General features: G+C 69.8%; 19 protein-coding genes. 2 read left to right on the forward strand and 17 right to left on the reverse strand.

Translation table 11 applies throughout. The features are described from left to right. Nucleotides 1-361: 361 nt before the first annotated feature. Together ACFO6Q_RS07620 and ACFO6Q_RS07625 are read left to right on the forward strand one after the other, a co-directional pair. Nucleotides 362-898 (forward strand): ECF-type sigma factor, encoded by a 537-nt coding sequence (locus ACFO6Q_RS07620; RefSeq protein WP_380020019.1) that lies wholly within the window; start codon nucleotides 362-364, stop codon nucleotides 896-898. Between the two features lie 3 nt (nucleotides 899-901). Next, a complete protein-coding gene (locus ACFO6Q_RS07625) occupies nucleotides 902-3916 on the forward strand; it encodes a serine/threonine-protein kinase (RefSeq protein ID WP_380020020.1) in 3015 nt (1004 codons plus the stop codon). 27 nt (nucleotides 3917-3943) lie between these two features. Here the strand turns inward: ACFO6Q_RS07625 and ACFO6Q_RS07630 are convergent, their stop codons facing one another. The 17 genes from ACFO6Q_RS07630 to ACFO6Q_RS07710 form a co-directional block, all read right to left on the reverse strand. After that, nucleotides 3944-5437 (reverse strand): efflux transporter outer membrane subunit, encoded by a 1494-nt coding sequence (locus ACFO6Q_RS07630; RefSeq protein ID WP_380020021.1) that lies wholly within the window; start codon nucleotides 5435-5437, stop codon nucleotides 3944-3946. Between the two features lie 41 nt (nucleotides 5438-5478). After that, nucleotides 5479-7557 (reverse strand): FUSC family protein, encoded by a 2079-nt coding sequence (locus ACFO6Q_RS07635; RefSeq protein WP_380020022.1) that lies wholly within the window; start codon nucleotides 7555-7557, stop codon nucleotides 5479-5481. Nucleotide 7558: 1 nt separating this feature from the next. After that, nucleotides 7559-8623 (reverse strand): multidrug transporter subunit MdtN, encoded by a 1065-nt coding sequence (gene mdtN, locus ACFO6Q_RS07640; RefSeq protein WP_380020023.1) that lies wholly within the window; start codon nucleotides 8621-8623, stop codon nucleotides 7559-7561. A gap of 13 nt (nucleotides 8624-8636) precedes the next feature. Further along, nucleotides 8637-8945, reverse strand: a complete 309-nt coding sequence (locus tag ACFO6Q_RS07645; protein WP_380020024.1) for a YtcA family lipoprotein — start codon at nucleotides 8943-8945, stop codon at nucleotides 8637-8639. 108 nt (nucleotides 8946-9053) lie between these two features. Further along, nucleotides 9054-10580, reverse strand: coding sequence for a CoA transferase (locus tag ACFO6Q_RS07650; protein WP_380020025.1), 1527 nt, complete (start codon nucleotides 10578-10580; stop codon nucleotides 9054-9056). Between the two features lie 60 nt (nucleotides 10581-10640). Next, nucleotides 10641-11573, reverse strand: coding sequence for an SMP-30/gluconolactonase/LRE family protein (locus tag ACFO6Q_RS07655; RefSeq protein WP_380020026.1), 933 nt, complete (start codon nucleotides 11571-11573; stop codon nucleotides 10641-10643). Nucleotides 11574-11601: 28 nt separating this feature from the next. Further along, nucleotides 11602-12546 (reverse strand): 3-hydroxyacyl-CoA dehydrogenase NAD-binding domain-containing protein, encoded by a 945-nt coding sequence (locus ACFO6Q_RS07660; RefSeq protein ID WP_380020027.1) that lies wholly within the window; start codon nucleotides 12544-12546, stop codon nucleotides 11602-11604. A 102-nt stretch (nucleotides 12547-12648) separates the two neighbouring features. Continuing rightward, entirely contained in the window at nucleotides 12649-13311 is a 663-nt protein-coding gene (locus ACFO6Q_RS07665; RefSeq protein WP_380020028.1) for an MgtC/SapB family protein, read from the reverse strand. Nucleotides 13312-13659: 348 nt separating this feature from the next. Further along, nucleotides 13660-14868 carry a DUF3089 domain-containing protein gene (locus ACFO6Q_RS07670; protein WP_380020029.1) on the reverse strand — a complete coding sequence of 403 codons (1209 nt, stop codon included), beginning with the start codon at nucleotides 14866-14868 and terminating at the stop codon, nucleotides 13660-13662. Between the two features lie 18 nt (nucleotides 14869-14886). Continuing rightward, nucleotides 14887-15288 carry a cytochrome o ubiquinol oxidase subunit IV gene (cyoD, locus tag ACFO6Q_RS07675; RefSeq protein ID WP_380020030.1) on the reverse strand — a complete coding sequence of 134 codons (402 nt, stop codon included), beginning with the start codon at nucleotides 15286-15288 and terminating at the stop codon, nucleotides 14887-14889. Then, a complete protein-coding gene (locus ACFO6Q_RS07680; RefSeq protein ID WP_380020031.1) occupies nucleotides 15285-15914 on the reverse strand; it encodes a cytochrome c oxidase subunit 3 in 630 nt (209 codons plus the stop codon). The genes cyoD and ACFO6Q_RS07680 overlap by 4 nt, the downstream gene beginning before the upstream one ends. Beyond that, nucleotides 15911-17917 (reverse strand): cytochrome o ubiquinol oxidase subunit I, encoded by a 2007-nt coding sequence (gene cyoB / locus ACFO6Q_RS07685; RefSeq protein WP_380020032.1) that lies wholly within the window; start codon nucleotides 17915-17917, stop codon nucleotides 15911-15913. Before cyoB ends, ACFO6Q_RS07680 begins: the two co-directional genes overlap by 4 nt. A gap of 19 nt (nucleotides 17918-17936) precedes the next feature. Then, entirely contained in the window at nucleotides 17937-18884 is a 948-nt protein-coding gene (gene cyoA / locus ACFO6Q_RS07690) for a ubiquinol oxidase subunit II (RefSeq protein WP_380020033.1), read from the reverse strand. Nucleotides 18885-19132: 248 nt separating this feature from the next. Beyond that, entirely contained in the window at nucleotides 19133-19753 is a 621-nt protein-coding gene (locus ACFO6Q_RS07695; protein WP_380020034.1) for a PqiC family protein, read from the reverse strand. Next, on the reverse strand, nucleotides 19750-21423 hold the full coding sequence (locus tag ACFO6Q_RS07700; protein ID WP_380020035.1) for a PqiB family protein: 1674 nt from the start codon (nucleotides 21421-21423) through the stop codon (nucleotides 19750-19752). The genes ACFO6Q_RS07695 and ACFO6Q_RS07700 overlap by 4 nt, the downstream gene beginning before the upstream one ends. Next, on the reverse strand, nucleotides 21420-22040 hold the full coding sequence (locus ACFO6Q_RS07705) for a paraquat-inducible protein A (RefSeq protein ID WP_380020036.1): 621 nt from the start codon (nucleotides 22038-22040) through the stop codon (nucleotides 21420-21422). The genes ACFO6Q_RS07700 and ACFO6Q_RS07705 overlap by 4 nt, the downstream gene beginning before the upstream one ends. Then, entirely contained in the window at nucleotides 22037-22663 is a 627-nt protein-coding gene (locus ACFO6Q_RS07710) for a paraquat-inducible protein A (RefSeq protein WP_380020037.1), read from the reverse strand. Before ACFO6Q_RS07710 ends, ACFO6Q_RS07705 begins: the two co-directional genes overlap by 4 nt. Between the last annotated feature and the right edge of the window lie 17 nt (nucleotides 22664-22680).

Consider the following 22680-nt stretch of genomic DNA (forward strand, 5'->3'; position numbering starts at 1 on the left):
CCTCCGCGCCGCGCGACTTCGCCAGGGTGGCCGCCGTCGGCGTATTCCGCACGGTGCCGGCGTTTCTGCGTCCCCGGCCTCCGCCGGTGCGGCGGGGCGTGATCACGCCGTCGCGAAAGGCCCTCCCTCACGAACGCACCGATCGTCCCTTCGACGCGATTCAAGGGAGCGTTGAACAACGTTCACCGGTCCCGGCCGGCGGATCGCATTGCACGTCGTGCGCATACGTGAAAATTCGTAATACCCTTCACCGTTCGATTCCCGAGGGGCGAATCCACGTAGGATTGATGCGCGCCTGAAGGCATTGCGGGGCATGCCTCCAGACGCCGGGTCCGATCGATGCTGCTTCCGGCGTGAGCCTATGACTCAGATCCAGCCCGATGTCGCGCTGTCCCCCGATGCGGTCACGCAGACGACGTTCAACCAGGTCTATGCGGACCTGCGCCGGCGGGCGCGCAAGCTGCTGGCCAGCCACCAGACCAGTTCGCTGAACACCACCGCGCTGGTCCACGAGGCCTATCTGAAGTTCGGCCGGTCGCCCCGAGCCGCCGGCAACACCCTGCATTTCTTCAACGCCGCCTCGATGGCGATGCGCCAGGTCATCGTCGACCACGCGCGCTATCTGAATGCACGCAAGCGCAGCGCCGAAGTCGTCGTGACCCTGGGCGACCACGTCAACGAGGAAAGCGTCGTGACCGCCGGCGAGACGATACGGCTGGACGACGCGCTCGAGGCGCTGCGCACGCACGATGCGTCGCTGGCGCAGGTCGTGGACCTGCACTTCTTCGCCGGCCTGGGCTTCTCCGAAATCGCCGCGTTGCGCCGCGTGTCGCTGAGCACGATCGAGCGGGAGTGGCGCGCCGCCCGCGCGCTGCTGTACCGCGACATGGCGGAGTAGGCCTTGGATCCCGCCGTCGCGGCGTTGCTGCGCGAGGCGCTGGGCCTGCCCGAGGCGGTGCGCGAAGCATGGATCGACGCGGCCTGTGCGGGCGATTCCCGGCTCGCCGCCGAAGTGCGCGAACTGCTGCGCCGCGATGCGCAGCGAGGCGGCATCCTCGACCGGCCTCTGGGCGCGCTCGCCCGGGGTCTGCAGCTGCGCAGCGACGAGAGCGAAGGATCACAGGACCTGGTCGGCCAGCGTGTCGGGCCGTTCCGTCTCACGGCGCTGCTCGGCAGCGGCGGCATGGGCGTGGTCTATCTGGCCGAACGCGCGGACGCGGCGCCGGAGCGGCCGGTCGCGCTGAAGCTGCTGCGCCACGAGAAGCTGCACGGCGATGCGCAGGTGCGGTTCGCGCGCGAACGCCGCATTCTCGAGCGCCTGTCCCATCCGAACATCGCACGCCTGATCGACGGCGGCCTGGACGAGCACGGCCATCCGTGGATCGCGATGGAATACATCGACGGCGAGCCGCTCATCGGCTGGTGCGATGCGCGCCGGCTCGGCATCGCCGAGCGCCTGCGCCTGCTGCTGGACCTGTGCGACGCCGTCGAGTACGCGCATCGGAACTCGATCGTCCATCGCGACATCAAGTCGAGCAACGTGCTCGTCGATCGCCACGGTATCGCCAAGCTGTTCGACTTCGGCATCGCCAAGCAGCTCGACGAGGACGACTCCGAGGTGCCCGCGACGGACACGAAGGCGCGCCTGCTCACGCCCGTGTATGCCGCGCCCGAGCAGATCCGCGGCGAGAAGGTGACGACGGCGACGGACGTGCACGCGCTCGGCCTGCTTCTGTACGAGCTGCTCTGCGGGCGGCGCGCATACGGCGGCGAGACGGTCGCGCAGTTCGACCTGCTGCGCGAGATACTCGAGCGCGACGCGCCGTCGATGAGCGCGCGGCTGATGTCGTCGGAGGTTCCCGCCGCGCGCGACATCGCCGCCGAACGCGGCCTCGGCGAACGCGCGCTGCAGCGCCTGCTGCGCGGCGACCTGCACTACATCGTCGCCAAGGCGCTGCGCAAGGAGCCGCAGGCGCGCTACCGCACCGTCGCCGGGTTCAGTGACGACCTGCGCCGCCATCTCGCCGGTGAACCGGTGCTCGCCGTCGACGGCGCGCGCGCCTACCGCCTGCGCAAGTTCGTCGCGCAGCACCGGCTCGCGGTCGGCCTCGCCTCGACCGCCCTGCTGCTCCTGCTCGCCGCCCTGGTCGGCATGGCCTGGCTGGGTGCCCGGCTGCGCACGCAGGCCGAGCGCGCGGACCGGCAATCGCGCACCGCCGTGGCCACGCGCGACTTCCTGCTCGACCTGTTCAAGGCGGCCTCGCCCGAACGCACGCTCGGCAACGTTCCCAGTGCGGTCGAACTCGTCGAGATCGGCAAGAAGAGCGCGCAAAGCCAGCTCGACGCGCAGCCGGAGCTGCAGGCCCAGCTGCTGCGCACGGTCGGCAACATCTACGTCAACCTGGGCAGGTACGACTCGGCGCTGTCCACGCTCGGCCAGGCGCGCGGCATTTCCGGGATCGAGTCCGGCGACACCTCCGTGGCGACGATGCAGCTGGACGTGGACATCGCGTACGCGACCTACATGGCGCACCGCAATTCCGATCAGGTACGGCCGCTGCTCGAGCGCATCGTCGCCACGCAGCGGGAGCTGCCCGCGGCGCAGCGCACGCTGCTGGTGCCGGCATTGACGAAGCTGGGTCTGCTCGAAGTCGACCGCAGCCAGTACGCGCGCGCCGAGAAAGTGCTGCGCGAGGCGGTCGATCTGGCGCGTGCCGAGGGCGAGGCCGGGCAACGCCCGTTGAGGGAGGCCCTGCTGGCGCTGTCCAACGCGGTGAGCCTGGGCCGGCAATCGTCCAGCTCGGTCGACCTGCTGCGCGAAGCACTGGCGATCGCCAGCCGCACGCTGCCGGCGGACGATCCGGATCGCGCCAACCTGCAACTGAACCTGGCCGCCGCGCTCGCCGTCAACGGCCGGCTCGGCGAAGGCGAGGCGATCCTGCGCGAGGTCGTCGAAACGCAGAAGCGCGTTCTCGGAGAGCGGCATCCGCAGTACGTCGTGAGCCTGGTCACGCTGGCGGACGTGCTGTCGCGCGAGCAGAAGTTCGACGAAGCCGAAGCGCTGTTCGCGCAGGCGCTGGCGATCGCCGAAGGCGTCGACAAGACGGGCGACGTGGTCGTGCTGTGCCTGCGCCGCCTGGCGTTCGTGAAGCAGCAGCAGGGCGACCCGGCGGCGGCGCTGCCCTACGCCGAGCGCGCGCTCGAGACGGGCATGGCCAAGTACGGCGAGGACAACGTGCGCACGCTCGACGCGGGCCTGACCCTCGTCGACATCCAGCTGCGCATCGGCGAATACGCCAAAGCCGAAGCGATGGCGCGCGACGTCCTCGCCCGCACCAAGCGCCTGAGCATGCCGCTGATGGTGTCGTTCGCCTCGATCCGGCTCGGCCAGGTCCTGCGCGGCGCCGGCCGTCCCGCGGAAGCGGTGCCGCATCTTCGCCGCGCCATCGATACCCTCGATGCGAGCCGCGGCGAGCGCAACCTCGATTCGCTCACCTCCCTGCTCGAGCTGACGAAGGCCGAGCGCGACGTGGGCCACGTCGAGATCGCGCGCGAACGCGCCCGCGCGGCGGCGGCGTTCGCGCCCGGTACGCTGCCGGTCGACGACGTCAGGATGGTGCAGGTGCGCGCACTGCTCGCGCAGCTGGATTACCTGCAGGAGCGTTGCGCCGGGCCGGCGCTGGCGGATCTGGAAGCGTTCCGCGCCCGTCTCGAGCGCGATACGCCGAAGGCGACGGGCGCGATCGCCGGCGCCGCGCTGATGGCGAACCTGTGCCGGCGGCAGCTGCTGGGCCGCGCGGCGGCCGATCCGCGCAACGACGTGCCGGTCCGGACCTATGCCACGCAGATCCTGCAGATCGCCGCAGCTGATCCGTTCTATCGCAAGATGGCGGCGCAGGCGCTGGGCAGGAAGTAGCGCAAGCCGTTCGCGCGGCGCGCGCGGTCAACGCCGGCCGCGTTGCCCGGCGGAGTCGCCGTGCGGCGAATCGGGCAGGTCGTAACCGCCGCCGAGCGCCTTGATCAGCGAAATTTCCGCAGCCAGGCGCTTGCCCTGCGTGTCGGCGAGCTGGGCTTCCTCGCTCAGCAGCGGAATCTGCGCCTCCAGCGCGGCGACGCGCGAAACCAGGCCGCGGTCCCGGTGCGCCTGGGCGTCGTCGGCGCCCTGGCGTACCTGCAGGTACTTCTCCTGCTCGAGCCGCGCCTGCTCCTCCATGCCCTGCATCTGGGTGGCGGCGACGGCGACGTCACGTACCGCGTTCAGCACCGCCTGGTTGTACTGCTCGATCAGCGTGTTGCTGGCGGTGCGCGCCTTGCGCAGGTTGGCGTTGAGCTGGCCGCCGTCGAACAACGGCAGGGTCAGGCCCGGCACCAGGCGGAACTGGCGGCTGTTGATGTGCAGCACGTCATCGATGCGGATCGCGTTGAAGCCGAGCAGGGCCTTGATGTCGAAGCTCGGATAGAACGCGGCCCTGGCCGCGTCGATCTGGTCGAACGAGGACTGCACGTACCAGCGCAGCACGACGAGATCGGGCCGGTGCGAGAGCAACGCGTAGGACAGCGTCGCCGGCAGCTGGGGCTGTGGCTGCGGCAGGGGCACCGCCTGGATCGCGGCGAAGTCGTCCGCGCCGGCGCCGACCAGGGCGCGCAGCACTTCGCGCAATCCGATCACCTGCGTGTGCGCCAGCGACAGCAGCTGTTCGGTCTGCAGTAGCTGTTCGTTGGCCTTGGCGACCACGGTCTGCGTGATCAGGCCGCGTTCCTTGCGCGCCTTCATCGCGGCGACGGACTCGGCGAGGATGTCGCGCGTCCGCTCGAGCAGCGCGATCTTGCGCAGGGTCGTCTGCAGGCTGAAATAGGTCTGCGCGACGGTGGTGGCGATTTCCAGTTCCACCGCGGCCGCTTCGGCCAGCTGCGCGTTCTGCGCGCCGATGGTGGCGTCGACCGCCGAGCGCTGCAGGCCCCACAGGTCGAACACGTAGCTGCCGGCGATGCCGGCCGAGGACACGGTGCCGTCGCGCGCGCCGGAGTTGTAGCCGCCGTCGTCCAGGCCGGGCACCGGGTCGGTGATCGAGAACGGCCCGACGCGGCCGTCGGCATCGGACCATTGCCGGTACACGCGGGTGAACGCGGCGGCCTTGAACTGCGTCGCCGCGCGCGCACGGCGTACGTCCGCGCGTGCCTGCTCGACGCGCTCGCGCGCGACGCGCACGCCGGGCGAATCGGCCAGGCCGCGTTCGATCAGCGTGTTCAGCTGTGCGTCGTCGTAGCGCGTCCACCAGCGCGCCGGCGGCCAGCCGTCGCGGGCGAGGCGGATGTCCGTGGCCAGGTCGATGCGTTCCGGCGCGATCATCGGCTTCGGCGCGCTGTCTTCGCGGATCAGCGCGCACGACGACAGCGCGCCGAGCAGGACGAGGAAGCCGCTGCGCATCCAGCGCATGCGGCTTCGCCGCGAAGGGTCGAACGGGGCTGTGCGGCCGGTCATGTGTACGCAGCTTCCCGGTGGGAGAAGGACTCGTCCGCCCGCGCGGACGAGGTCGTGAGGTACTGCACGCGCGCGGCGAGCCGATACAGCTGGCGCCGCGCGGCGGCGTAGGCGTCGTCTGCGCCGGCGGCCGGCGGCACCGGCAGGGCCGCGTCCGGCGGCAACGCGGGGAACATGTCGCCGCTGGCGATCAGTTCGTCGGCGTAGCGCTGCAGGCGAGCGGCGACGCCGGCCTGCGCATCGGCCAGCGCGTCGCGGCGCGAGGCGTCGAAGCGGTCGACGTGGGCGTCGAGCGCGCGGCGCAGCGCACCGGCGTCGAGCAGGATCTCCCGCGCCTGCGCGAGGAGGTTCTGCAGGCGCAAGGTGGTCCCCTCGCGTTCGCCTTCGGCCTGCTGCCAGTCCGGCTCGAACGCCACGCGCGACAGCGTTTCCTCGCAGGCACCGAGCGCGGCCCAGGCGCGGGACGAGGAGGCCGATGCGGCCAGTGTGCCGGCGCCGGCGCGCTCGCCGATCAGCGCGGCGATGCTCCTGAGCAGCGCGCCGATCTGCTGCACCAGCGGTTTGCCTTCCGATTCCGGCCAGAGCAGGGTGTGGACGAGGTAGGACGCCGTGATGCCGAGGCCGATGCCGACCAGGCGGTCGCGGATGCCGGTGAGGTCGGTGCTGGCGGAGAAGTCGCCGAGGATCGCCAGCGAGAAGGTGAACATGATCTGCATGCCGGCGTAGCTGACGCGTTCGGAGCCGGCCGACAGATAGGCCGATGCCGCCAGCACCGGCAGCGTGATCAGCAGCAGGCCGACGAGGGTGTCCAGCTGCGGGATCACGAACACGGTGAGGAACAGCGCCAGTCCGCCGCCGATCAGCGCGCCGATCACGCGCAGCCGGATCTTGCGGCTGGAGGCGCCGAGCGAGGGCTGCGCGACGATCAGGCAGGTCATCATCACGGTGTGGATGCCGGTCCAGTCCGCGCCGACGTAGAAGACGTAGCACGCCATCATCGCCAGGAGGGTCTTCAGCGCGAACTGCACGTAGACCCGATTGCTGCGCGCGTCCGCGGCGAGCAGGCCGCCCTTCGTCGCGGCTGCTGCGTCAGCGGGCTGCTCGCCGCGCTCGGACAGGGCACGCAGCGTGCGCCACATCTGCGCCGGCGGCGCGTGCGATGCGTCGTCGTCGTCCGGGATGGCGAGGCCGTGCAGGTCGAACGGCGTTTCGGTCCGGATGCACGCGTCGAGCCGGTGTACGGCGGCGCGCAGCGCGGCGATCGAGCCGGCCGCCGCGTTGCCGGCCGGCTGCAGATGCAGCGCCTGCTCGCGCAGCGACGCCAACGCCGCGGCGAGCACGAGGTGGCGTGCCTGCCCGCCCTGGAACGCCTTGTCGCGCATCCAGGCGAAGCGCAGCAGCTTCTGCACGGCGAGCACGCCGTGCGACAGCTCTTCCGCGGCGAGCGCGGGCGCGTCGCTGCGCTCGCCGGCGGCGTACGCGAGCGCCGCGTCGACCTGCGCCAGCTGGCGCTGCACCTCGGCTTTCAGCTGCTGCAGCGGCTCGGCCGGCAGCAGCAGCGCGTTGATCAGCACGCAGACCGTCAGCGGATAGATCGCGGCGATCCACGCCCACAGGATCGCGCGCACCACCAGTTCGGGGCTGTCGATCAGGTCGAAATAGCCCTGCACCGCGGTGATCACCACCGCCACGATGTAGAACACCGGGCCGAGCCGGGAAGCGCGCATCAGGAACAGGCAGCCGAACAGCAGCGCGGCCACCGCCACGATGCGCCAGGCCGGATCGCCGAAGGTGAACTTCGCCAGCACGATGGCGGCGGCGACCGCCAGCGTGATGCCGAGGAACATCAGCAGCCCGACCAGTCGCGTCAGCACGAGGTTCGCCTGCGTGGCGAAGAAGACGATGAACAGCGACACCGCCAGGAACGGCACCTGCAGCGCCTGCGACACCACGATCACGATCGCGCACGACAGCAGGCAGCGCAGCGCGACGTTCCAGCGCCCGGGATAGGCGCGCAGCTCCGCTACCAGCGACGGCATCGCCGCCGCCCAGCCGCTTGCGGCTGCTTCGCTCACCTCAGCGCCCGCCCTGCGCCGCCGGTCCGGTCGAACGCGTTTCGCCGCGATGCACGATCGCCACCGCCGAGGCGCCGACGCGGAACAGCGATTCGTCCGGCTTTTCCACCCGGATCTTGACCGGGAAGCGCTGCGACACGTGTACCCAGTTGATCGTCCTCGCCACGCGCGGCAGGCCGTCCAGCCAGGTGCCGCCGTCGGTCGGGGTGACGCCGTAGCCGACCGACTCGACCTCGCCCTCGAAGCGCCGGCCGCTGTCGCTCATCAGGTACACGGTGCAGCGCGTGCCGGGTTGGACGTTTTTCAGATCGGTCTCGCGGAAGTTGGCAACGACGAACCATTCGTCGGTGGCGATCAGGGTGAACACCGGCTTGGCCGGCGAGGCGTACTGTCCGGCCTGCGTGTCGAGCGCGACGATGCGGCCGTTGAACGGCGCGCGCACCGTGGCGTACTCCAGGCGCAGTTCCGCTTCGGTGACCTGCGCCTGCGCGGCCGCCTTCTGCGCCACCAGCGCGTCGACGCCGCTGACCGCGGCGGCGGCCTGTCGCGACTGCAGCAGCACCGCGTCGAGCTGCGCCTGCGTGGCGCGCTGCGCGGTACGCGCCTTGTCGATGTCCTCCGGCGAGGCGTAGCCCTGGCCGAGCAGCGGTTCGAGGCGGCGCAGCGTGTCGGCGGCCTGTCTGGCGTTGGCGCGCGCCGCGGCGACCGAGGCCGCCACCGACTGCGCGTTGTACTGCTGCGCATCGACCGTGCGCTGGGTCAGCTCGATCTGCTTGTCGAGCGCGTCAAGCTGCGCCCTGGCCTGCGCCAGCGTCGCCTCGAACGGGCGCGGATCGAGGCGGAACAGCAGGTCGCCCTTGCGCACCTTCTGGTTGTCGCGCACCGGCATCTCGACGATGCGGCCGGCGACTTCCGGCACCACGTTGATCGTGTCGGCGAAGGCGTAGGCGTCGTCGGTCTTCGGCGAGCGGTCGACCATCCACAAGGCCGCGATCAGCAGCACGAGCGCGACCAGCGCGATCAGCAGCGCGGGGAGCTTGCTCTTCTTGGAAGCGGGCGTATTCATGGGGCCGTTCCGGTCATTGATGGAAGACGAGCAGCCAGATCAGCACGGCGAAGATCGCCGTCAGCGCGGGGTAGCTCAGCGGCAACGGCTCCAGCACGGCGACGCGCCGGCTCGCGCCGAGCACGAGGTGCACCAGCACGGTGGCGATCACGCCGCCGGCCATGCAGAACAGCCAGTCGGGAAAGCCGGCGCCGAACAGCACGATCGACGGCGCCATGCGGCAGCCGGAAAGACACAGCGCGGCGAGCAGCAGTGCTGCCGTGGCGAAGGTGCGCGCGTGCCGGCGGCGGCCGCCGCACGGTTCCCGCTCAGGACGCTTCATCGCTCCCGCCCCTCCCCGTCGTCGCGTTCCCTATGCTAAGCGACCGCGTGCGTCGCGGCGCGTGGCGTCGTGCCGGCGTCGCCGCGGGGGCGCAGGCGTGTGCCATCCTCATCGCGCCAGCCATTCCGGCCTGGACGAACCGCGCGGAACCAGCACGGTGCGGTCGAAATGCCAGGGCGTCCTGGACAGCACGACCTGGTCGGTGATGCCCTGGTAGGTGCCGAGCGGCGTCTGCGCGACGAAGGTGTCCGGCGCGGCGTAGGTGTGCTCGTCGCCGGAGCCGGCCGTTTCAGCGGCGTAGCGCTTGTCGAACACGCCGAGCGCGAGCTGCCACAGCACGGTGCGCGTCAGCGACACCACCACGCGCCAGCTGCCGCCCTCCACGGCGCGGCGGCGCAGCGCGGACAGCACGCCGACGGTGCCGAGCCAGCCGACCACGTAGTCGCAGATCGGCACGATCGGCGGCTGCCTGGGCTGACCCGGCGAGCCTTCGTGCGCGAACAGGCCGGCGACGGCGGCGCCGATCTCGTCGAAGCCGGGCCGGTTCGACCACGGGCCGTGTTCACCATGCAGCACCACGCTGACGTGCACCAGGCCGGGACGTTCGGCGGCGAGCGATTCGGCATCCATGCCGTGGCGGCGCAGGAAGCCGGGGCGCTTGTTGGCGAAGAACACGTCGGCGCCCTGCAGCAGTTCGCCGAAGCGCTGGCGGTCCTCCGGCGCGTCGCCGAGCACCGTCGAGCGCATGCCGACCTGGGTGGTCCAGAAGAAGCCCTCGATCTCGGTGTCGTTGGGGCGCCAGAGGTTGAGCACGTCGGCGCCGTACAGGGCGAGGTCGCGGCCGATCGCGGCGCCGGCGATGACGTGGCCGAAGCCCATCGCGCGGATGCCGTCGAGCGGTTTCTTTGCGTCCTTGGAGAACGGCATCGGCTCGGAGTCGCCGATCTTCTCGACCTGGATCAGCGGCAGCGTCGACAGCACCTCGGTGTACTGCCGCTCGCGCCGGAATTCCTCGTTGGTGCGCACCATGCCGAGCACGAGCCCCTGCTCGGCGGCGGCGTTTTCCAGTTCCAGCGCGTTCCATTGCAGGATGGCGTTGCGCACCGACTCGGTACTGTCGCTGCAGCGCAGGAAGTTCAGCGCGCGATGGCGCAGCGCCGGATAGAAGTTCAGCGGCAGCACGTGGCGGCCGTCACGGGTTTCGTGGAACAGCGGCAGCTTCATGAACGGGTTGTATTCGTCCGCACCCATCGCCGGCGGACGGTCGTTGATCAACTCCCATTTGCCCTCGAAGAAGCAGCAGAAGCGGCGCAGCGCCTTGCGCACGTCGACGTGCACGTCCTGCTCGATTCCGGTGCGCTCCTTGAACAGCGTGGCGGCAGCGACGGTCTTCGCCGCCAGGCCGATCGCCGACATCGTGCCGAAGCGGATCGGACTGGGCAGGATCGGATCGGCGCCGTAGAAGCTGAGCTTGCCGCCGAGGTCGGCCACGCGCATGCCGACGTCGGCGAGCACGTCGTCGACGCCGCGGTGCAGGTCGAAGGCCGGATCCGTCGCCGGCCGGGACAGTTTCGTGCGCAGCGTTTCCGACAGCCGGTCGGTGGGCGGGTTTGCGGAAGAGGCGGGCGAGTTCATGGATGAAGTCCTTCGGTCGACGCAGAGGAGCCAGACGCGGCGGCGCAGCGGGAGCCGCGCCTACGCGCGAAGCGGCGTTTCCACGTACACGATGCCGGTCAGGTTTCCCTGCGCGGCGAGCAGGGTCTTGCGGCCGGAGCCGTCGAGATTGGCGACGTAGAGCGAGCCGGCGAGATCGGTGATGAACATCCGCCCGTGCTTGAGGTCCAGCGCCAGCCCGATCGCTTCCATCAGGTGCGTGACGAGGATCTCCGGCTCGATCTTCCTGCCGGGAACCGGATCCATCGGCGCACGGTTGACCGTATTGCCGCGCGGCGGGTCGCCGCGGTCGGTCCAGTACAGCATCCGGCTGGCCGGATCGAGGTCCAGGTCGATCGGTTCGGGCAGGTCGTCGAACAGCAGTTCGACGTCGTCGCGCGCGACGGCCGTCCGTCCCGACGGCATCTGGATGCCGGCGCGGAAGATGCGCCCCTGGCCGGCGTCGTCGTCGCCCTTCTGCGTCCAGTAGAACTTGCCGCCTTCCGGGTCGACGGCGATGCCGACGCACCAGTTGCGCGCGTCGAGCCGGTCGCTGTCGCCGGAGCCGGTCTGCACCAGCGTCTCGAGCTGCGAGCCGTCGGCATTGCAGCGCATCACGCGCATGCCTTCGCGGTCCGACCAGTACAGCTTGCGGCTCGCCGGTTCGAAGACCACCTGCTTCGGCGTGAACGTGCCGCCCTGCGCAACGACGACCGTGACGTTGCCGCCGTCGAAATCGGCGCGGTAGATGGAGCCGTCGTTGGCCTTCGGGTCGGCGCCCATGTTGGTCCAGTACAGATGGCCCCTGGCCGCGTCGACGGTCAGTCCGTCGGGCAGCTTGCGGCCCTCGCTGACCAGGGTCTGCAGATCCGAGCCATCGGTGTTCGCCGACAGGATCCGGCCGCCGCCCAGGTCCAGGAAGAACAGACGCTGCGTCGTGCGCGCCGTCGATTCGTCGCCGAGTTGCGAATTCATCTCTTCGTCCTCCTGCGTTCGGTTCGGATCAGGCCAGCCCGTGCGCTTTGCGCAGCGCCAGCAGGCCGATCAGCACGCGGTTCTCTTCGTCGGCCAGCTCGGCGACCGGACGGTCGCCGGCCTGCTTCAGCACGCCGTCGACGATGGCCCGCTTGAGTGCGTCGTCGACGTCCGGCGTGCCGAGCGCCTGCATCATTCCCGCCAGCGGGTCCATCAGGTGTTCCATGAAGTGGTGGATGCCGCCGGTGCCGCCGCCGAGGTGCCATTGCAGGCTCTGGCCCATGCAGCCCCAGCGCATGCCGGGGCCGTAGCTGACCGCGGCGTCGCAGTCCTCGACGCTGAGCACGCCCTGCTGCACCAGGTAGAGCATTTCCTTGTAGAGCGCCGCCTGCAGCCGGTTGGCGACGTGTCCGGGCAGCGCCTTGTGCAGGCGGATCGCCTTCTTGCCGATCGCGTCGTAGAACTGCATGGCGTTCTCGATGGTCTGCCCGGAGGTCTTCGCGCCGCCGACTACTTCGACCAGCGGAATGACGTGCGGCGGATTGAACGGATGGCCGATCACGCAGCGCTCCGGGTTGGCGCACTCGGCCTGGATCACGTCCATCGTCAGGCCCGACGAGCTCGACGCGAGGATCGCCGTCTTCGGCGTGTACGCGTCGATCTGGGCGAAGAATCGGGCCTTGAAGTCGGGCCGCTCCGGACCGTTCTCCTGCACGAAGTCGACACCGTCGAGCCCTTGCTTCAGGTCGGCGGTGAACGCGAGTCGATCGCGGCTGGCGCCGGCGGACAGGCCGATCTGCTGCAGGAGAGGCCATTCCCGTTCGACGTACCGGCGCAGCGCGTCTTCCGCGTTCGGAGCGGGATCGATCGCGATCACGTCGAAACCGCGCGCGAGGTAGAACGCGGCCCAGCTCGAACCGATGACGCCGGTGCCGACGACCGCGATGCGTTTGACCGATGAGGCGAAGGACATGCTCGGATCTCCTGGTGACCCTCTGCCGGAGGGTGTGGTTTCGAACGGGAATTCAGCGGCGTGACGGGAGCGCCCGGCGCCCGCGCGAGCCTCGTCGCGGCCTCAGGCACGGCTGGTCTGGTCGATCGAGAAGCTCTCGACGTGCGGAATGCCGGGCAGGTCTCCCGCCACGCGCGAAATGAACTGCGCACGCGTCATCGAATTGGTGATCACCAGGAAGCGGAACTGGTAGGCGCTGTCTTCGTAGGTCACCGACAGGCTGTCGGTGAGCATCGACAGGCTGTGGCCGTGCAGGAACGCGTGCACCGCGCTTTCCTCGGGCCGGTGCCCCTGGCGGTAGCGCAGCGCGACCTCCAGCGCGATCTGCACGCGGAAGCGGCTTTCCAGCCGCGGCACGACCACCATGCAGGCGATCAGCAGCGCGGTGACGCAGACGGCCGCGAAGTAGTGGCACAGGCCGACCAGGATGCCGACCGCGGCCGAAGACCAGACCGAGGCGGCGGTGGTGAGTCCGCGGATGCTGGTGCCGCTCTTGACGATGATGCCGGCGCCGAGAAAGCCGATGCCGGTCAGGATGCTGCCGACGAAGTTCGGCATCTGCGCGGAAACGGAAGTCAGCGCGCACGCGGCGATGCACACCAGGCAGTAGACCTGGGTGCCGGCTGCGCGGCCGTGCGAATAGCGCTCGTAGCCGAGCACCCAGCCGAGCAGCAGCGCCAGCAGCACGTGCCGGACGATCGGAAAATCCGAGGCGATCGCGGACATCACGGTCCCGCGCCCGCGGGCCGTTCCCTGCGGCCGGCGACGGATGGGCGACCGTCGACACGGACGCGGACGGCCGGCAGGGTGGCTGCAAGACCGCTCATGCCTTCGCGGCGTGTCGGCGCGAGGAGCTGCGTGCCCGCACAGCCGGATCGACCGCCGCCCCGAGAGAGTCGACGGCGCCGGTTCCGGCCACGGCAGCGCGCTGCATCGGTACGACGGACATGATGGTTTTCCTCGCGGGGGATCGGGCTCGCCATAGGTACGTAAAACAGCGGCGCGAACCTTCCGCGTTCCATCGCGACGCGACGATCGAGTGTCAGCAGGCGAGCGAACCGCCGTGTGGCGCCGTCACTTCCCGGCCTGCTGCCGTCGCCACGCGTCCGCCTGCCGCGCGGCGATCTTCACGAGGTTGCCCAGGGTCAGCTCGACGTCCGCATCGTGCGAGCCCCAGTTCGACAGCAGCGTCGGTCCGACGTAGACGTGACCGGGAACGTATCGCTCGCGCACGTCCCTGCGCGGGTCGCCGGTGACGAAGCCGATCGCGAGGTAGCCGGCGCCGTCGCTGCGGGTGACGCAGCGGGCGGTGAAGAAATCGGGCAGCGCGACCAGCGGCGTGCCGATCGGCGCGCCGTCTTTCGTCCATCGGATCGGTTCCGCGCCGCCCTCGAAAGGGCGGGCGGCATCCACGTACGGCAGCAGCCGTCCGCCGTCGCCGGAAAGCTCGGCGGGATTGCTGCAGTGGTTGACGGCGCCGGCGGTCGCGGTCGTGCCGAAGGCCTTGCTCCACGACGGCGGCGGCGCGTCCTGCGGAAAGGTCGAGAACGAGAGAAAGCAACCGGTCTGCGCGCCGTCGCTGCAGGCCTTGAGGGACCTGAATTCGTTCTTCGCCGGATCGGTGCCGGAAACGGCGACGGTCACGCCGGCCAGATGCGCGGAAACCAGTTGTTTCCGGACCTCCTTGCCGTCGATTTCGTTCTTCAGCAGGTCCCTGAGGAGAAACGCGCCCTGGCTGTGTCCGACCAGGATCACGCCGCGACCGCCGTTGTCGTGCGCCAGATAGTGCTTCCACGCCGCCACGACGTCGCCGTAGGCCGTGCGGTACTGCGGCGCCGCGGCCAGCGCGGCGTTCGGGTCGAAATGCTTCAGGTCGGTGGCGTACTGCGCCATCGTCTTCAGCGTGACCTGCCGGTACATCGGCGCGAACAGCCGGCACGCGTTCGCGTAGCGCGCGAACTGCGTGCGCACGCGGCTGAACTGGGCGCTTTCCTGCGTGAGGTCGCTCAGCTCGGCGTCCTGCATCGACACGGTCGGATAGACGTAGAAGCAGTCGACGGCTTTTTCCGACGGCGCGTGCACGAAGGCGTCGACCGTGCGCGCGCCGTCCGCGGAAATCGCCGTGGCGTTGAGGTCGACGCTGCAGGCATCGGTCCGCCCCGGCTTGCAGAGCCAGTTCTTTCCGGCGGAATAGTCGGGCGCAGCCGGCGGCTCTCCGGCAAAGGCCGCGGCGCACAGGCACAGGGCGGGCGACAGGGCGAAGGCGATGCGCAGGAGGTTCATCGGCGGATTTCCCGTGGCTCAGCGCTGCTGGTGCAGGTCCAGGACCCGCTCCGTCGGCATCATGTTGTGGTTGAGGTGCGACATGATCCACAGCGACCCGGACACGACGATCGCGACGATCAGCACGCCGAAGGCGAGCGCGAGGATGTTGTTGGTGTTGTCCGGACCGGTGTTGAGGTGCAGGAAGAACACCAGATGGATGCCCATCTGCGCGACCGCGAGCACGCCGAGCGCGATCGGGATGGCCGGCTTCCACAGGAATGTGTCGTGGATCAGCAGGAACGAGGCGGCGGTCAGCAGCACGGAAATGGCCAGGCCGATCACGTAGCCGCGCACGCCGGCGGAAAGGCCGCTGTCTGCCGCCGCCTCGTCGCCCGGTGCGAGCTGCCCCTGCCATTGGCTGTCCTCGTGCGCGCTCATGCGGCCACTCCCATGAGATAGACGATGGTGAAGATGGCGACCCAGACGATGTCGAGCGCGTGCCAGAACAGGCTGAAGCACAGGAAGCGCCGGGTCAGCGTCTGGTTGAAGCCCTTGAACCAGAACTGCGCCATCATCGTGCCGAGCCACAGTCCGCCGACGACGATGTGCGCGCCGTGGCAGCCGACGAGGGCGAAGAACGCCGACAGGAATGCGCTGCGCTGCGGGCCGTTGCCGGCCTCGATCAGCTCGTGGAACTCGCGCATCTCCAGCACGAAGAACGCCAGCCCGAGCAGGCCGGTGGCGAGCAGCCAGAGCTGCGTCCAGATCCGGTTGCGCACCGACACGGCGAGCGCGGCCATGCCGCAGGTGAAGCTCGACAGCAGCAGGCAGGCCGTCTCGACGGCGACGTTGCCGATGTCGAACAGTTCGCGGCCGCCCGGGCCGCCGGCGGTGGCGTCCCTGAGCACGGCGTAGGCGGCGAAGAAGCCGGCGAACAGGATGAAGTCGGACAGCAGGAAGACCCAGAAGCCGTAACCGACGACGATGCGCCTGGACGCCGGGCCATCGGCGCCGTGATGGGCGCCGAGGCGGTGCGGATCGTGTACGGTCGCCGCGACGCTCATGCCTTGGCCCCCGGGTCGAGCATGCCCTGGCGCAGCGCACGGCGCCGCGCGTCGTAGGCCGCGACCTCGGCCGCGGAGATTTCGTACTCGTCCTCGTCGCGCCAGGCGAACACGACGAAGGCCGCGAACGCGCCGGCCAGGGCGAGGATCGCCAGCCACCAGATGTGCCAGATCATCGCGAAGCCGAATACGACGGCGAAGAACGCCGTGAAGAATCCGGTCGGGCTGTTGCGCGGCATGTGGATCGGCTCGTACCTGGGCCGCTCCTCGAGCCGCCTGGCTTCGATCGCGGCCTGCTTGAGACCCCAGTACGCCTCCTCGCCGCGCACGTCGGGCAGCACGGTGAAGTTGAACGCCGGCGGCGGCGAGGTCGTGGCCCACTCCAGCGAGCGGCCGTCCCAGGGATCGCCGGTGGTGTCGACCAGCGTCGCGCGCCGGCGGATGCTGACGATCAGCTGCGCGATCAGGCAGAGGATGCCGAAGAAGATCAGCACCGCGCCGACCATCGCCACCACCAGCCACGGCTGCCAGGCCGGGTTGTCGTAGTGCTGCATGCGCCGCGTCATGCCCATGAAGCCGAGCGCGTAGAGCGGCATGAAGGCGACGTAGAAGCCGATGCACCAGAGCCAGAACGAGGCCTTGCCCAGGCCGTCGTGCAGCTCGAAGCCGAACGCCTTCGGGAACCAGTACATGTATCCGGCGAGCGCGCCGAACACCACGCCGCCGATGATGACCTGATGGAAGTGCGCGATCAGGAACAGGCTGTTGTGCAGGACGAAGTCGTTCGGCGGAATCGCCAGCATCACGCCGGTCATGCCGCCGATGACGAAGGTGATCATGAAGCCGATCGTCCACAGCACCGGTGCGGTGAAGCGCACGCGGCCGCCGTACATCGTGAACAGCCAGTTGAACACCTTCACCCCGGTCGGCACCGAGATGATCATCGTCATGACGCCGAAGAACGCGTTGACGTTGGCGCCGCCGCCCATCGTGAAGAAGTGATGCAGCCAGACCATGAACGACAGCACGCAGATCACCATCGTCGCGGCGATCATCGAGCGGTAGCCGAACAGCGGCTTGCCGGAGAAGGTGGCGATCACTTCAGAGAAGATGCCGAACGCCGGCAGAATCAGGATGTACACCTCCGGGTGCCCCCACGCCCAGATCAGGTTGACGTACATCATCGCGTTGCCGCCGGCGTCGTTGGTGAAGAAGTGGAAGCCGAGATAGCGGTCGAGCAGCAGCATCGCGAACGTCGCGGTCAGGATCGGGAACGCGGCGACGATCAGCAGGTTGGAGGCGAGCGAAGTCCAGCAGAAGATCGGCATGCGCGTCAGCGTCATGCCCGGCGCGCGCATCTTGAAGATCGTCGCAACCAGGTTGACGCCGGACATCAGCGTGCCGATGCCGGAGATCTGCAGCGCCCACAGGTGATAGTCGACGCCGACGTCCGGCGAGAACTGCAGCCCCGACAGCGGCGGATACACCAGCCAGCCGGCGCGCGAGTACACGCCCAGGCCGAGCGACAGGTTGACCAGCGCCACGCCCGCGGCGGTGATCCAGAAGCTGACCGAGTTCAGGGTCGGGTACGCCACGTCGCGCGCACCGATCTGCAGCGGCACGACGTAGTTCATCAGGCCGACCATGAACGGCATCGCCGTGAAGAAGATCATGATCGTGCCGTGCGCCGAGAAGATCTGGTTGAAGTGGTCGGGCACGAGATAGCCGGCGTCCGGTCCGCCGAGCGCCATCGCCTGATGCGTGCGCATCATGATCGCGTCGGCGAAGCCGCGCAGCAGCATGACGAAGCCGAGCAGGAAGTACATGACGCCGACGCGCTTGTGGTCGACGCTGGTGATCCACTCCTTCCACAGGTAGGTCCAGTGGCCCTTGATCGTGACCCAGGCGAGCACGCTGCCGATCACCAGCAGCACGACGAACACCGTCACCAGCGCGATCGGCTCGTCGGTCGGAACCGCCTCCCAGGTCAGCTTGCCCAGCATGTCCGGTCTCCTGCGTCTTTCAATGCGAATGGGCGGGCGCCGGACGCGCTGCGCCCGGCTTCGGGTCCGGCAGCGTGTGCGACTGCATCATCACGGCGTGGAACAGGCCCGGCTCGACCGCGCCGTAGAAACGCGGCCGCTTCTCCACGCCCGGCTCGGACAGCGTCCGGTAGGCGGACAGGTCGAGCTTGTCGACGGCGCCGCGCATGCGGCCGAGCCACGCGGCGTAGTCGGCGTCGCCGACCGCGCGCAGCCTGAAATGCATGTCGGGAAAGCCCTCGCCGCTGAACTGCGCGGAGAGTCCGTCGAACTCGCCCGGTGCGTCGGCCTGCAGATGGAGCTGCGACTCCATGCCGGCCATCGTGTAGATCTGGCTGCCGAGCTGCGGCACGAAGAAGCTGTTCATCACCGTCGCCGAGGTCAGGCGGAAATGCACCGGCGTCGCCGCCGGCACGACCAGCTCGTTGACGCTCGCGATGCCCTCGTCGGGATAGATGAACAGCCATTTCCAGTCGAGCGAGATGACCTGCACCTCGACCGCCGGCCGGTCCGATTCGATCGGTTTCCACGGATCGAGATCGTGCGAACCCACCCAGGCGATGCCGCCGAGGAACATGACGACCAGCGCCGGGATGGCCCAGACGATGAATTCGATGCGGCCGGAGTAGACCCATTCCGGCGTGTACTTCGCGCGCGTGTTCGAGGCGCGGAACCACCAGGCGAACGCCAGCGTGAGCACGATCACCGGCACCACGACGAACAGCATGATCACGAACGAATTGAGCAGGATGCTGCGCTGCGCGTCGCCGATCGGACCCTTCGGGTCGAGCACGCCGCCGCTGCAGGCGCACAGCAGCAGCGCCGGAGCGGATGCGAGGAGGCGCAGCAGATGGCCGCGCGCGCGGCCCTGGCGAGGAGCCCGGTCTGCGGTGGCGGTGGCAAGCGCGATCTTCGGAGCGTGGATCATGGATGGCTATTCCGCGTCGGGAACCATGGCGCGCGCCGATGCTCTCGACCGCGTCGTCCGGGTGCGGGAAAGGGGGATTTCCCGGGCGACGCGGCGAGAGACTTGGCGGAACCGGACGACGCCCCACAAGCAGCGGCGTCGAGCGGTGCACGGCCGGCGGCGAATGCCCGATCCCCTGCATCGGCAGTCGCCCGTCCCCTTCACGTACGACAGAAGGAGGGCGAATCCTTCACGTCGCCGCGCGATGTTCAGTCCGGCGCGCAGGTTCCGTCGCCGGCCGTCGCGTAGGCGCGCGCGGCGGTCGCGATCCGGCGCGCGATCGTCGCCAGCACGAGACGGTGCGCACGCACGAGCGCCTCGTAGCCCTCGCCGGCGCTTTCGCGCACGCGGATGCTGCACACCAGCGGCGAGGACTTCGCGGCGTCGAGGCTCAGGCTCCAGGTCGCGTCGACCGCGGCGTAGGCGCCGGGGGCCGATTCGAAACGACGCAGGTCGACGCGGATGTTCAGCACGCGCGCGCCGACGGGGCGCGGCTGGCCGGCGACGTCGGTCGTCGCCAGTTCGCGCGTCAGCCCGGCGGACAGGGTCGTGCGGATTTCATCGGCGAGCGGCGCGATCCAGCGTTCGCGTTCGAGCGGAACCATGCCGTCTGCATCGCGCACGACGATCTGCGGGCGATCTACCTGTGCGGGAATGCCGACCGGCTGCACGTCGATCAGGAAGGCCGCCGGCGCCGTGGCCGGCGCGACGGTGTCCGGCCGGTCGAGCAGGCTGTGGTAGTGCGTCGGCGCCGCGCTGGTGCAGGCGCCGAGCAGAGCGGTGCCGAACGCGATCGCCGCGCACCTGCCGATGATCGGACGCGACGTCATGGCCGGGTTCCTCCGGTGTCCTTGCGTGCCGCTCCGCGCACGGCCGGATCCGCCGGCTTGCCGCGCAGCAGCGATTGGGGATGCACGCCCAGGTAGTCGGTCAGCACGCGCAGCGAGCGCGCCGCGCGCTGGATCTCGCCCAGCGTCTGCGCGAGATCGCGCTGCAGCGGCGCGTCGCTGGCGATGACCTGCCGCGCGTTGCCGAGCGCGCCCTGCGCGCCGGCCAGCGTCACGCCGACTTGCGGAAGGGTCGATTCGTTGATCTGGCGCAGGGTCCGCTCCAGTTGTGCGACCGCGCCGTCGAGGTGCCGGCCGATCGATTCGAGCGGCATCGCGTCGATCTTCGCGACGATGTTGCCCATCTGCTCCTGCAGCTGGTCGAAGCCTCCCGCCACCGTCGGCAGTTGCAGCGGCCGCGCGGCGGGGTCGAAGGACACGGCCGGTGCGTCCGGCATGAAGTCGAGCGCGATGTAGAGCTGCCCGGTCAGCAGGTTGCCCGAGCGCGCCTGCGCGCGCAGGCCGCCCTCGATCAGCGGCTTGATGAAGCCGGCCAGGCGCGCGCTCTCGTCCTGGTCGGCGTGTTCGAGCCGCGCGATCTTCTCGTGGGCGAGGCCGAAGCGCTGCGGGTAGATCACCGCGCCGACCAGCAGCGGAAAGCGCCGCTGGTCGGCGTCGTAGTCGAGATCGATCGAAACGACCTTGCCGACGGCGATGCCGTGGAAGTCGATCTGCGCGCCGACGTTGAGCCCGCGCAGCGTCTGCTCGAAGCGCATGCGCAGGTACTGGGGCTTGCCGTCCGGCGGCGCCATCGCGGTCGGCAGGTCGTCGAACAGGTCGAACTGCGCGTTCTCCGCCGCCGGCGTCTCGTCCCGCGGACCGGGCGGCGTCTGGAAGGCGATGCCGCCGGCGAGCACCGTCGCCAGCGACTGCGTGTTGAGCGACAGCCCGCTCGCGTCGAGGTTGAGGTCGACGCCGCTCGCGTTCCAGAAACGCGAGGAGACGCTGACGTAGCGGTCGTACGGCGCGTCGACGAAGACCTCGACGTGCATGCGCTTGCCGTCCTCGTCCAGTTCGTAGGCGACCAGGCGGCCGACCTGGATGCGCCGGTAGTACACCGGCGAGCCGACGTCGAGCGAACCGATGTCGTCGGCGCGCAGCGTGAAGCGCTTGCCCGGCGAGCCGTGGATCACCGCCGGCGGCCGTTCCAGGCCGACGAAGGCCTTCTTCGCCTGCCTGGAGACGCCGCTGTCCGCGCCGATGTACGCGCCCGAAAGCAGGGTGCCGATGCCCGACACGCCGCTCGCCCCGAAGCGCGGACGCACCACCCAGAAGCGCGAGTCGGCGGTGGCGAAGCCGGCCGCGTCCTCGTTCAGATCCACGCGCGCGACGACGTGCGTGTGGTCGGGCGCCAGCCGGATCGACTCGACGAAGCCGATGGCCACGTCCTTGTACTTGACCTGCGTCTTGCCCGCCTCGAGTCCTTCGGCGGTGGCGAAGGCGATCTCGATGACCGGGCCCTCGGAGGCCCAGTTGTGGATCACCATGCCGACGCCGACCAGCGCGGCGACGATCGGCACGAGCCAGATCAGGCTCGCGCTCCAGCGCCGGCGCCGCGTCACGCGCACCTGCGCCGGCGTCGCGGCGTCGGCGGAATCGTCCGTGCGGATCATCGCGGGCGGTCCTCGTCGTCGTCCCAGGTCAGGCGCGGATCGAAACTCATCGCGGCCAGCATCGTCAGCACCACGACCACGCCGAAGAACACGATGCCCAGCCGCGGCTCGGCCGTGCCGAGCAGGCGGAACTGCACGAGCGCGCAGACCAGTGCGACGACGACCACGTCGAGCATCGACCAGTAGCCGATCAGCTCGACGAAGCGGTACAGGCGCGCGCGCTGCAGCCGCGCCCACGAGCTGCGCCGCTGCGCGGTCACGAGCAGGGTGCCGAGCACGAGGAACTTGGCCGAAGGCACCGCGACGCTGGCGACGAAGATCAGCAGCGCGATGTCCCACGAACCCGCCTTCCAGAACTCGACCACCCCGTGCAGGATCGTGCTCGCCTCGCCGCGGCCGAGCATGCTCGTGTACATCACCGGCAGCACGTTGGACGGCACGTAGAGGATCAGCGCCGCGATCAGCAGGGCCCAGGTGCGCGCGAGCGCATCGGGCTTGCGCCGGTGCAGGGGCGAGGCGCAGCGCGGGCAGCGCGAGGTTTCCGCCGAGCAGACCAGGCCGCAGGTGTGGCAGCCGACCACGCCCAGTTCGGCGGCGCGCGGAGCGTGCACGCTCATGCGCGCCCCTGCGCGTGCGCGCCGGCAGGCAGCCGTTCCCACAGCAGGTGCACGTCGCGCTTGGCGATCAGTGTGGCCAGGACGGTCAGCGCGACCGTCGCGTAGGTGCCGGGGCCGGGGATCACGTTGAGCACGCCGGAGAGCTTGACGATCGCCACGAGCACGCCGAGCAGGAACACCTCGGTCATGCTCCACGGCCGGATCCGGTGCAGCACGCGCATGGCGGGGACGAAGCCCGGCGCGCGGCGGTTCGCGCGCGCGAACGGCAGCACCCAGCACAGCAGGGCGATCTGCAGAAGCGGCACGACGAACAGCGTCATCGCGGCGACGAGGCCGACGACCAGCGCCGAGCCCTGCGACAGCGCCGAGATCGACTGCAGCAGGGTCGCCTCGTTGTGCATGCCGCCGACCGCGATGCGGATCACCGGGCAGACGTTGGCGATCACGAAGACGATCGCCGCGGTCAGCGTCAGCGCGAGCAGATGGTCGACGTCGAGGCGGCTGGCGCGATAGAGCACGGCGTCGCAGCGCGTGCAGCGCGCGATCTCGTCGTCGCCGAGCGCGCGCCTGCGGTACACCGAATCGCAGTGTTCGCAGACGACGAGGGCCGGATGCAGAGCCATGCCGCGGCGCGACCTCG

This window comes from Dokdonella ginsengisoli (assembly GCF_042652785.1).
GTDB classification, from domain to species: domain Bacteria; phylum Pseudomonadota; class Gammaproteobacteria; order Xanthomonadales; family Rhodanobacteraceae; genus Dokdonella_A; species Dokdonella_A ginsengisoli.